The 11,711-nt window shown below is 63.2% G+C and carries 9 protein-coding genes; 6 read left to right on the plus strand and 3 right to left on the minus strand.

What is annotated here, in order from left to right:
• Positions 1-84 precede the first annotated feature (84 nt).
• The 4 genes from guaB to P5W98_RS06740 all read left to right on the plus strand — a co-directional run bounded on the left by guaB (position 85) and on the right by P5W98_RS06740 (position 5,509).
• Positions 85-1,545 carry an IMP dehydrogenase gene (guaB, locus tag P5W98_RS06725; protein ID WP_421023864.1) on the plus strand — a complete coding sequence of 487 codons (1,461 nt, stop codon included), beginning with the start codon at positions 85-87 and terminating at the stop codon, positions 1,543-1,545.
• 6 nt (positions 1,546-1,551) lie between these two features.
• Positions 1,552-2,199, plus strand: a complete 648-nt coding sequence (locus tag P5W98_RS06730) for a hypothetical protein (RefSeq protein WP_434718491.1) — start codon at positions 1,552-1,554, stop codon at positions 2,197-2,199.
• Between the two features lie 205 nt (positions 2,200-2,404).
• A complete protein-coding gene (gene guaA, locus P5W98_RS06735; RefSeq protein WP_421079419.1) occupies positions 2,405-3,988 on the plus strand; it encodes a glutamine-hydrolyzing GMP synthase in 1,584 nt (527 codons plus the stop codon).
• Positions 3,989-4,210: 222 nt separating this feature from the next.
• On the plus strand, positions 4,211-5,509 hold the full coding sequence (locus P5W98_RS06740; protein WP_421023867.1) for a tyrosine-type recombinase/integrase: 1,299 nt from the start codon (positions 4,211-4,213) through the stop codon (positions 5,507-5,509).
• Positions 5,510-5,910: 401 nt separating this feature from the next.
• Here the strand turns inward: P5W98_RS06740 and P5W98_RS06745 are convergent, their stop codons facing one another.
• From P5W98_RS06745 to P5W98_RS06755, 3 genes are read right to left on the minus strand one after another with little or no spacing between them, the layout of a single operon-like run.
• The gene (locus tag P5W98_RS06745; protein ID WP_421023868.1) at positions 5,911-6,933 is read right to left on the minus strand and encodes an XdhC family protein; all 1,023 of its coding nucleotides are present in this window, start codon (positions 6,931-6,933) and stop codon (positions 5,911-5,913) included.
• 19 nt (positions 6,934-6,952) lie between these two features.
• On the minus strand, positions 6,953-8,392 hold the full coding sequence (locus P5W98_RS06750) for an aldehyde dehydrogenase family protein (protein ID WP_057928643.1): 1,440 nt from the start codon (positions 8,390-8,392) through the stop codon (positions 6,953-6,955).
• Positions 8,389-9,330 carry a LysR family transcriptional regulator gene (locus tag P5W98_RS06755; protein ID WP_421023869.1) on the minus strand — a complete coding sequence of 314 codons (942 nt, stop codon included), beginning with the start codon at positions 9,328-9,330 and terminating at the stop codon, positions 8,389-8,391. Before P5W98_RS06755 ends, P5W98_RS06750 begins: the two co-directional genes overlap by 4 nt.
• Before the next feature lie 279 nt (positions 9,331-9,609).
• On the opposite strand from P5W98_RS06755, the gene P5W98_RS06760 reads away from it, so the two are divergent.
• Both P5W98_RS06760 and P5W98_RS06765 read left to right on the plus strand, forming a co-directional pair.
• On the plus strand, positions 9,610-11,100 hold the full coding sequence (locus P5W98_RS06760; RefSeq protein WP_421023870.1) for a UbiD family decarboxylase: 1,491 nt from the start codon (positions 9,610-9,612) through the stop codon (positions 11,098-11,100).
• Entirely contained in the window at positions 11,093-11,707 is a 615-nt protein-coding gene (locus P5W98_RS06765) for a UbiX family flavin prenyltransferase (protein WP_057928645.1), read from the plus strand. The genes P5W98_RS06760 and P5W98_RS06765 overlap by 8 nt, the downstream gene beginning before the upstream one ends.
• Positions 11,708-11,711 lie beyond the last annotated feature (4 nt).

Below are 11,711 nucleotides of genomic sequence, written 5' to 3' on the forward strand. Positions count from 1 at the left end.
AAAACGGCGCTAAGCTACTGTAGACACTGATGATTTCCAGGGCGCTATCCCGTATAATCTGCTTTTGCGCCTATAGGATTTGCCATGCGTCTGATCCAGAAAGCACTCACGTTCGATGACGTGCTCCTCGTCCCCGCCTTTTCCGACGTTCTCCCGCGCGACACCAGCCTGAAAACCCGGCTGACCCGCAATATCTCCCTGAATATTCCGCTTGTCTCGGCCGCGATGGATACCGTCACGGAAGGCCGCCTCGCAATCGCGATGGCGCAGCAGGGCGGCGTCGGCATCATCCACAAGAACCTCACGCCGGCCGAGCAGGCGCGCGAGGTTGCGAAGGTGAAGCGTTTCGAATCGGGCGTGGTGCGCGACCCGATCACGGTTCCGCCGCAGATGAAAGTCGCGGACGTGATCGCCCTCTCGCAGCAGCATGGCATCTCGGGCTTCCCGGTGGTGGAAGGCGCGCAACTCGTCGGTATCGTGACGAACCGCGACCTGCGCTTCGAAACGCGTCTGGATGAGCCGGTGCGCTCGATCATGACGCCGCGCGAGCGCCTCGTCACCGTCAAGGAAGGCACGCCGCTTCTCGAAGCCAAGGCGCTCATGCACAGCCACCGTCTCGAGCGCGTGCTGGTCGTGAACGACGCGTTCGAACTGCGCGGCCTCATGACCGTCAAGGACATCACCAAGCAGACCGAGCATCCGGCCGCGTGTAAGGACGAGCACGGCAAGCTGCGCGCGGGCGCGGCCGTCGGCGTGGGCCCGGACAACGAGGAGCGCGTCGAACTGCTGGCGCAGGCCGGTGTGGACGTGATCGTGGTCGATACGGCGCACGGCCACAGCAAGGGCGTGCTCGAGCGCGTCCGGTGGGTCAAGCAGAATTTCCCGCACGTCGAGGTGATCGGCGGCAACATCGCTACGGCTGACGCGGCGCGCGCGCTCGTCGAGTACGGCGCGGACGGCGTGAAGGTCGGCATCGGCCCGGGCTCGATCTGCACGACGCGTATCGTGGCGGGCGTGGGCGTGCCGCAGATCAGCGCGATTTCCAATGTCTCGGAAGCGCTCAAGGGCACGGGCGTGCCGTGCATCGCCGACGGCGGCGTGCGCTACTCGGGCGACGTTTCGAAGGCGCTGGCAGCCGGAGCGAACGCTGTGATGATGGGCAGCATGTTCGCAGGCACCGAAGAGTCGCCGGGCGACGTGTTCCTGTTCCAGGGCCGCCAGTACAAGTCGTACCGCGGCATGGGCTCGGTCGGTGCGATGAAGGACGGCGCCGCGGACCGCTACTTCCAGGACAACTCGGCCAATATCGACAAGCTCGTGCCGGAAGGCATCGAAGGCCGCGTTGCCTATAAGGGGCCGATCAACGCAATCCTGTTCCAGCTGATCGGCGGCGTGCGCGCCTCGATGGGCTACTGCGGTTGCCGCACGATCGACGAGTTGCATGCGAAGGCGGAGTTCGTGCAGATCACCGGTGCCGGCCTTAACGAATCCCACGTCCACGACGTGCAGATCACCAAGGAAGCGCCCAACTACCACGTGGACTAAACCGCGATGAAGCCGCTGCTGCGCATAGTGCTGATTGTCGACGCGTTGATGCTGCTGGGGTTCGGCGTGCTGTTCCTGCTCACGCCCTGGAGCTCGCTCTACAACGCCTTGGAGTTGGTGCAGGCGCAGCCGCCGCTCATCGGCCAGGCGTTCGGAGTGGTGCTGGCTGGTTTCGCGTGGATTGCGCTGCGAGCGGCCTTTGACGGCGACTTGACCGTCACGGTCGGGCGCACGGTGGGGCACGTTAACTGGATCGCTGGCGTGCTGATGCTGGTCTGGCTGATTGGCCTGCATACGCCGCAACTCACGGGCTTCGGCCAACTGGTGGCTGGAGCACTGGGCGCCTGGCTGATCATCGTCGGGCTGGGCGGCACACGGCTTGCCGGTGCGGTGAAGCGGCGCGAGAAGGCACAGGCGGCCGAGGCCGCCGCGCAGGAACGCGAAGCGCGCGCCGTGGCCAGGACGAAGCGCGAAGAGCCCGTGGCATACGCGAAGCCGGTTTTTGTGGGCGGCGCGGTGGCAACTGGCGCGGCCCGCGCAGAACCCGCGCCGGCAACACCCGCTTCAGCGGGTGCGGCTGCGCAAGTGCAAGATCCGTATCTTGCCGCGCGAGACGAAGCAGCAGACGCGCCGCGGCCGCCGCTGCGTGGCTGATTAGCGCGAGAAGCCGGGGCGCGGGCAATACCCGTCGCTTTATGTCCGGATTGCGCTATCTGCTTATTGGCTCGTTCGCCGGTTTATGCACCGTTTTGCGCCGCAGCCATCAAGCGCCAGGTTTCCGATGAATTCACGCCGCGCGCCAGATTCACCCAGCGCGCGGCTTTCTGTATCTGTTCTTTTTTAGGTCTCGTCCGCTGCCATGCACGACAAAATCCTGATTCTCGACTTCGGTTCGCAAGTCACCCAACTGATCGCGCGCCGCGTGCGCGAAGCCAACGTCTACTCTGAAATCCATCCGCACGACGTCGACGACGCATTCATCCGCGAGTTCGCGCCAAAGGGCATCATCCTCTCGGGCGGACCGAACTCCGTCACCGAAACCGATACACCGCGCGCACCGCAAGCGGTGTTCGAACTGGGCGTGCCGGTGCTCGGCATTTGCTACGGCATGCAGACGATGGCCGAGCAGCTCGGCGGCAAGGTCGACGGCGGCCATCTGCGCGAATTCGGCTACGCCGAAGTGCGCGCGCGCAACCACACGAGCTTCCTCGAAGGTATCGAGGACTTCCGCACGAGCGAAGGTCACGGCATGCTCAAGGTGTGGATGAGCCACGGCGACAAGGTCACCGACATGCCGCCAGGCTTCAAGCTGATGGCATCGACGGAATCGTGCCCGATCGCGGCGATGGCCGACGAAGCACGTCACTTCTACGGTCTGCAATGGCACCCGGAAGTCACGCACACGGTGCAGGGCCGCGCAATGCTCGAGCGCTTCGTGCTGGGCATCTGCGGCGCGAAGGCCGACTGGGAAATGGGCCACTACATCGATGAAGCCGTCGAAGCGATTCGCAAGCAGGTGGGCAGCGAGCACGTCATCCTCGGCCTCTCGGGCGGCGTGGACTCGTCGGTGGCGGCAGCGCTGCTGCATCGCGCGATTGGCGATCAGCTGACTTGCGTGTTCGTCGATCACGGCCTCCTGCGCTTGAACGAAGCCGAGCAGGTGATGTCGATGTTTGCGGATAACCTCGGCGTGAAAGTGGTTCACGTCGATGCGAGCGCGGCGTTCATGTCGAAGCTGGCGGGCGTGACCGATCCGGAGGCGAAGCGCAAGATCATTGGCGCGGAGTTCGTCGAGGTGTTCCAGGCCGAGGCGGGCAAGCTCACGGATGCGAAGTGGCTCGCGCAGGGCACGATCTATCCGGACGTGATCGAGTCGGCGGGCAAGGGCAAGAAGAGCGCACATACGATCAAGAGCCACCACAACGTGGGCGGCCTGCCCGAGACGCTGAACCTCAAGCTGCTCGAGCCGCTGCGCGAACTCTTCAAGGACGAGGTGCGCGAACTGGGCGTGAAGCTCGGTTTGCCGCACGATATGGTGTATCGCCATCCGTTTCCGGGCCCGGGCCTCGGCGTGCGTATTCTCGGCGAAGTGAAGCGCGAGTTCGCGGATCTGCTGCGTCGCGCCGATGCGATTTTCATCGAGACGCTGCGCAACACCATCGATAAGGAATCCGGCAAGTCGTGGTATGAGCTCACGAGCCAGGCTTTTGCCGTGTTTCTGCCCGTGAAGAGCGTGGGCGTGATGGGCGATGGCCGTACCTACGAGTACGTGGTCGCGCTGCGCGCGGTGCAGACTCTCGACTTCATGACCGCGCATTGGGCGCATCTGCCGCATGAGCTGCTTGGGCAGGTGTCCAACCGCATCATTAACGAGGTGCGGGGGATTAATCGGGTGGTGTACGACATTTCGGGGAAGCCGCCGGCGACGATTGAGTGGGAATGATTTAGACTGCTCCCAAGTCGTTCCGTGAGGTCCGGTTTTTCATGTTTTTCCGTTTAAAAACATGAGGTTATTGTCCGGTGTGGTCTGCTGTGATCCGGGCAATACCTGATGGAAATGTCGGTATCGGTGACGGTACCGACATTTCTTCCTCGGACGGCCTTGTCCGATACCGTCAAGTTAGTCTGACGGTATCGGTTGACGGTATACGTTCGAGGAGTCCCTATGCTCACAGACATGCAGTTGCGAGCGCTGAAGCCGGCCCAGAAGATCTATAAGGTTGCTGATCAGCGGGGGCTATATGCGGCAGTGACGCCGTCAGGCGCGGTGAGCTTCCGGTACGACTACCGGGTGAACGGTCGCCGGGAAACCCTGGTTATCGGCCGCTACGATCCATCACTTTCCGCACGGAAGCCACGCAAGCCAGACGAACTCGGATTCGGGATGGCTATTAGCCTCCCGGAAGCCCGGCTTCTACGCGACTATGCCTACGGAGCAATCCAACGTGGCGAGAGTCCGTCACGTGCGAAAGTCGAGAAACGGGTCGAGGCGACCGAGGCGCTGACGTTTGGTAAGTGGGCGGAGAAATACTTTGTGGAGACTGCTCTTGCCGACTCCACACGAGCGATGCGCAAATCAGTATACGAGCGGAATCTCGCGTCGGAATTTGGCCGGCTGAAGTTGGGAGAGATCACGCCCGCGCGACTGATGGCGCGCTGCGAGAAGATCAAGGAGAGGGGCGCTGCGGCCCCTGCCGTGCAGGCGCGCGACATCGTTCTGCAGGTTTACCGTTTCGTGCAGGCGCGGGGACTAAAGGTGGACAATCCTGCGGAGGCCATCCGCCCGTCTGCGATCGCCACCTTCAAGCCGCGCGATCGGACCCTGTCGCCTTCCGAAATCCATCTGTTTTTCAGTGCATTGGAACAGACGCCGACGATGCCTACGCTGCGCCTTGCTATCAGATTCATGCTGCTCACTCTGGTGCGCAAGTCCGAATTCATTTTGGCGATGTGGGGTGAGATAGATTTCGACGCCGCAGTCTGGACAATTCCGAAGGATCGGATGAAGGCCGGTCGCCCCCACATTGTCTATCTGAGCCAACAGGCTCTGGACATTCTGGTCGCATTCAAGACGTGCTTCGGAGCGAGTTCGTACGTGCATCCCGGCCGCTATGAGACGGCATCCCCAATAAGTATGGCGACTCTGAACCGGGTCATTGACAGCACGGTCAAGCTGATACGCGACGATGGGACAGATTTTAATCCTTTCACGGTGCACGATCTGCGTCGGACTGCCAGCACGCTGTTGCATGAAGCAGGGTTCAACACCGACTGGATTGAGAAATGCCTCGCTCACGAACAGCGTGGCGTGCGCGCGGTCTACAACAAGGCGGAGTATGCAGAGCAGAGGAGGACGATGCTCCAGGCGTGGGCAGATATGCTGGACGGCTGGATTGCTACGAATCCAAAGGCGAGCGACCTAACGCTGGCACACCCAGCTAAGACTCGTGAGTACATCTCTTGAGTTCGAACGTCTGTGTGCTCAAGAATGAACCCGTTTGCATTAGGATCGCCATGTTTGACGCTTGACGGCAATGAACAAAATTTCGTCATACGGCAAAAAACTTTTCTAGATGAATCGGTTTCCTATTCATTTGGACAAACATTGGTTGTCTCCAGGAGAGGATTCAAATGGTCGGGCTGGGTCTTACCACCGGCGCGAAATGCGGGTAGGGGAGCGCGATATTCCCGATGTGCGGGCATATCGTCGCGCAGCGCCGCAGTCCCGCGATTGTGGCCGCAGACGTCGCGGCATAGCCTTGCAGGCGGGCGTTTTCCCAGCGAGCAACAAACTGACCATCGACGCTTTGATAGAGTGTGCGATTCGCAGACGCAGAAACCATGCAAAATTCGTTTCTGCTCCGCTTACAAGGCGCCACAGCCCACCGCGTTGCCCGCCATCTCGCGGGCCGCCTTCGCGCCTTCGACCCGTAGAAGTTCTGGCAACGACACGCCATTTTTTGCGGCCGTCAATTCGGCAAGTATCGACAGGGCGATCTCCGGCGGCGTCCGGCTGCCGATGTAGATGCCCACCGGTCCGTGCAGGCGTGCGAGTTCTTCATCGTTGAGATCGAACTCCCTCAAGCGCTTCCGCCGCGCCGCGTTATTACGACGCGAACCGAGCGCACCCACATAGAACGCAGGCGTTTTCAGCGCTTCCATCAGCGCGAGATCGTCGAGCTTCGGATCGTGCGTCAGCGCGATCACCGCACAGCGTTCGTCGAGCTTCATGTCCATCACGGTGTCGTCGGGCATGGCGCGAACGATGCTCGTGCCCGGCACGTTCCACTCGTCCGTATATTCCTCGCGCGGATCGCACACCGTGACCTGATAATCCAGCCCAACCGCGATGCTGCAAAGATAGCGCGACAACTGTCCCGCGCCGATCACCAGCATCCGGTAACGGGGCCCATGGATGGTCAGCAGCGTCGTCCCGTCGAAGAGGACGCCGTCCGTCGCCTGCGCCGGTTCGAGGCGCGCAGCCCCCGTCGTCAAGTCGAGCGTGCGCGCGACGAGCCTGCCTGCCTCCACCGCTGCACACAGCTCGGCGATACCGCTCGCAAGCATCAACGGCTCCAGCACGAGCTGAATGGTGCCGCCACAAGGCAGGCCGAAGCGATGCGCCTCTTGCGCGCTGACGCCGTACTTCAACGCCTGCGGCCTTTCCTGTTCGATGCCTCGCTGCCGCACGCGATCGATCAGATCGTCTTCGATGCATCCGCCCGACACCGACCCGACCACATGCCCATCGGCGCGCACGGCGAGCATCGCGCCTACGGGACGCGGCGACGATCCCCATGTCTTCACCACCGTCACCAGCAGCACGCGATGCCCGTCTGCCAACCATCGCGCGCTGCTTTTCAGTACTTCGAGATCCACGCTGTCCATTGACTCGCCTCCCTGCCATTCACCGCAACGGCGCGATACGTTCCGCAACGCCGGCCGGCATGCAGATGTGCTTCAACTCGGTGAAGTCCGCAAGCGCATCGTAGCCGTGCAGCCGACCCAGTCCGCTTTGGCGATACCCGCCTGTTTCGGCTTCGGCGAAAAGCTTGTTGTGGTCATTGATCCACACAGTGCCGTTGCGCAGCGCACGCGCGACGCGGAACGCGCGCGCCCCGTCGTGCGTCCATACGCTTGCCGAGAGACCGAAGACCGTGTCGTTGGCTTTGTCGATCGCTTCCATTTCGTTCTCAAAGACTTCCAGCGTGACGAACGGGCCAAAGATCTCGTCCTGACAGAAGAACGCCTTGGGATCGCCATGTTCGACGAGCGTCGGCGACAGAAACGCATGCCCCGAGCAAGTGCCTCGCAGCAGCACGCGCTCGGCCATCCCGCACGCGCGCTCGATCGTCCGTTGCACCGCATCGCGCGTCGTGCCGTCAATGAGCGCGCCGATATCCGTTGCCCGATCGATGCCCGGTCCGACCCTCAGCGACGCAAGCGCCGACGCGAGGTGCTCGCGCATCTCCGCGGCGCGCGACGCATGAACCAGCACCCGGCGCGCCGCCGTGCATTGCTGCCCGGAGATGATCGTCGCGGCGCGCGCGAGACGCGGCGCTATCGCCGCAATATCGGCATCGTCGAAGACGACGCAGCATGACTTGCCGCCAAGTTCGAGCGACAGCTTCTTCATGCTGTCGGCAGCGGCCGCCATGATCTTCTTGCCCGTTGCCGTCGACCCCGTGAAGCTCACCACATCGACGTCGTGAGAATCCACGAGCCGCTGGCTGGCGGCGTGTCCCCGTTCGTTGACGAGGTTCACCGCACCTTCAGGCAACGCCGTGCATTCGAAGCAGCGCAACATCGCGGCCGTGAGCAGTGACGTCTGCGCCGCCGGTTTGACGATCGCCGTGCAGCCGGCCGCCAGTGCAGGCGCGAGCGAGCGCACGAGCAGCACGGCGGGTGCATTCCACGGCACGATGATTGCCGCAACGCCGGCCGCTTCGCGCAGCATCGTCGATATCGTGCCCGGTTCCGGTTCGAGCACGTGCCCGGCAATATGCCGCGCGAGCCCCGCGTAATAGCGTACTTCCGATATCGCACCCGCAATCTCGCCGCGCGATTGCGTGATCGCCTTGCCGTTCTCGCGCGTGAGCAGCGTTGCGAGCGTGTCGCGTTCGGCTTCGAGCGCCGACGCCCAGCCGAGCAGCACGTCCTGGCGCAAACGCGCGTCCTGCGCCCATGTCGTGCGATCGAACGCGTGGCGCGCGGCGGCGATGGCGGCATCGGCTTCGCCCGATCCGCCGTCGGCGAACTGGCCGATGGCCTCGCCCGTCGCGGGATCGATGCTGTCGATGTCGGGCGTGCCGGTCCATTCACCGGCAATCCAGTGTCGTGCGTTCATGCTGAACGTTCCTTGATGGTGTGTGAGGGCTCGTCGCCCGACATGTTCGACGCGCGGTGCAACTCGTCGCCGATGATCTCGATCAGTGCTTCTGCCGCCGCGCTCAACGGGCGGCGCGGATGGCTCACGCAGACAATGTGCCGCACGATGCGAGGCGCCAGAATCGGGCACGCGCGCAACGTGCCATGCCGCGCCGCCCGCTCAACGACGATGCGGGGCAGGATCGTCGCGAACCGCGTGTGCTCGACGAGCTTCAGAATCGTCGAAAGCACGTCGATCTCGAAGCGCGGCGCGAGCAAAACGTCCTCGTGTTGCGCGGCGCTGTCGAGCACGCCGCGCAGGCCGTGGCGCTTCGTCGGCAGCACCAGTTCGAGTTCGGGCAATTGCGCGAGTTCGATTGCATGGGGCAAGTCGGGACCATGCGCGGCGCTGGTGGCAAGCACCATCTCTTCGTCGAGCAGCGGGCGCGAGTCGAGCGAAAGGCGCGCTCGCGGCTTGTTGATGATGGCGGCATCGAGCTGGCCGCCCGCCACCCAGTCGATGAAGGTCGCGCTGTAGCCATCGGCGACGGTGACTTCGACATCGGGGTAACGCGCGTGAAAGCGCGACAGCGAATCCGCGAGCACGCTTTCCGTCACCGATGCGATCAGCCCGATGCCGACATGCCCGGTCACCACTTCGTCGCGCTGCACGAGTTGCTGCCGCGCGTGGGCAAGATCGCGCATGATCGGCAAAAACAGGCGGTACATCAGCCGTCCGGCGGCGGTCGGCGCCATGCCGTCTGCGCCGCGCTCGAACAGCTGCTGATGTAGTTCGTCCTCGAGCTTCGCAATCTGCATGCTCAAGGCCGGTTGCACGATGTTCAGCCGCTTCGCGGCGCGCGTGACCGAGCCGTCCTCGAACAGCGCGATGAAGTACTGAATTTGCTTGAGGTCCATGTTCCCTCGGGGCATCAGTTACGCTAATGGGGTGCGATGACATTATCACCCTGCGTTCGTCGACGGTGCAGGGCGGCTTATCGTGACGCGCCCTTCCGTAAGGGCGTGCGCGAGCGGTCTATTGATACGTAACTGTAAGAACGCTGTCATCAGGGCTAACACTAATATAAGAACGAATGATTCGTCGCATCAGTAAACAGTATTAGATGTTATGGCGCGATCTCGCTACGCTTCATCCCATGCGCTTGCCATGGCAGGCGCTCACAGATGGAGACGATGATGAACACACGCGATGCCGCGACGCACGGCATTCCCTCATTCGCCTGGGCACGGGATCACGCCGACACCGGCTTGTCGCTGCGCGACTGGCTCGCGCATCTCGCGAAAACCGGCCGTGTCGCGACGATCGACAAGCCCGTCGCGCTCGAGCACGAACTCGCCGCCATTGCGAAGCGGCTCGACGGCGACCAAGCTGCTTTTTTCACGCAGCCGCACGGACATGCGATGCCCGTCGTGAGCGGCTTCATGTCGAAGCGCGCGTGGATCGCGGAAGCGATGGGCGTCGATGAATCCGCGTTGCTCGCGCGTTTTTCCGCTGCGGCCGCCGTGCCGCTCGCATCGAAACTGATTCAACGTGAGGACGCGCCCTGTCAGCAAGTGGTGCATACGAGCGGCATCGATCTTCACGCGCTGCTGCCCATTCCCACGCACAGCGAACACGACAACGGCCCGTACATCACCGCCGGTCTCGTGATCGCGCGCAATCCGCGCACCGGTGTGCAGAACGTCTCGATCAACCGCATTCAGGTGCATGGCGCCGATCGCATGGCGATCCTGCTGCTGCCGCGTCATCTCTACGCATTCCAGCGCGACGCGGAAGCCGCGGGCGATGCCCTCGACGTCGCCATCGTGATTGGCGTCGATCCGCTGACGATGCTCGCGTCGCAAGCGATCACGCCGATCGATCACGACGAACTCGAAATCGCGGGCGCGCTGCACGGTGCGCCGCTGCCTGTCGTGCGATGCATGACGAACGGCGTGCACGTGCCGGCGTTTGCGGAGATCGTCATCGAAGGGCGCATTCTGCCGAACGTGCGCGAGCCGGAAGGTCCGTTCGGCGAATTTCCGAAGTACTACAGCGCGAAGGAAGCACGCGAAGTCATCGAAGTGACGGCCGTCACGCATCGGCGCGATCCGATTTTTCATACGATCGTGCCCGCCGAAATGGAGCATCTGCTGCTCGGCGCGATTCCGCGCGAAGCCACGTTGCTCGCGCATCTTCAGCGCAGCCATCCCGCCGTGAAGGACGTGCATCTGTCGGTGGGCGGCGTGTGCCGCTATCACCTGTGGGTGCAATTCGACAAGCAGCGCGAAGGCGAAGCGAAGAACGTCATCCTGTGCGCGTTCGGCGCGCATTACGACATCAAGCAGGTCGTCGTCGTCGATACCGATGTGAACGTGCACGATCCCGCCGAAATCGAATGGGCGATCGCGACGCGCTTCCAGGCAGACCGCGATCTCGTCGTGATAGCAGGCGCGCAAGGTTCGCCGCTCGATCCATCGACGACGGTCGGTCAGCCCGACGATGCGCCGTCGCATCTGCAAGGCGTGAGCGCGAAGATGGGCCTCGATGCGACGCGCCCCGTCGTGTATCCCGCGCATGTGTTCACGCGCGTACACATACCGGGGCAAGACACGGTCGACCTGCACGCACTCGTCGCCGCTGACAACAGCGCGTTCGACGCCTATTTGTCGCGCGATCATGGCTGAACGAAAGAAGCGCATCGTCGTCGGCATTTCGGGCGCAAGCGGCGCGGTGATCGGCGTGCGTTTGCTCGCCGCGTTGCGCCGGCTCGGCACGCACGAGACGCATCTCATCGTGTCGTCGTCGGGCGCGGTGACGGCCGCACAGGAACTCGGCCTCGCGCGTGGCGATCTCGAAGCCGTTGCCGATGTCGTGCACAACGTGCGCGATATCGGCGCGGCCGTGGCGAGCGGATCGTTTCTGACCGAAGGCATGGTGATCGCGCCATGTTCGATGAAAACGCTCGCGGGCGTCGCGAACGGCTTCGCGGACAACCTGCTTACGCGTGCCGCCGATGTGATGCTCAAGGAGCGCCGCCGCCTCGTGCTGGTCGCGCGCGAAACGCCGCTCAATCTCGCGCATCTGCGCAACATGACGCTCGCCACGGAAATGGGCGCGATCGTGATGCCGCCGGTGCCCGCGTTCTACGCGCATCCGCAGACTATCGAGGACGTGGTCGACCACACGGTCGGGCGCATTCTCGATCTGTTCGGCATCGAGCACGACGAGATTGCGCGCCGCTGGAGCGGTCTCGCCGATGAATTCGGCGGCCGCGCCGCACGTGAGGAGTAACGTC

Origin of the sequence: Paraburkholderia sp. A1BS-2L, from assembly GCF_051125205.1 — a bacterium.
In the GTDB taxonomy this organism is placed as follows: Bacteria; Pseudomonadota; Gammaproteobacteria; order Burkholderiales; family Burkholderiaceae; genus Paraburkholderia.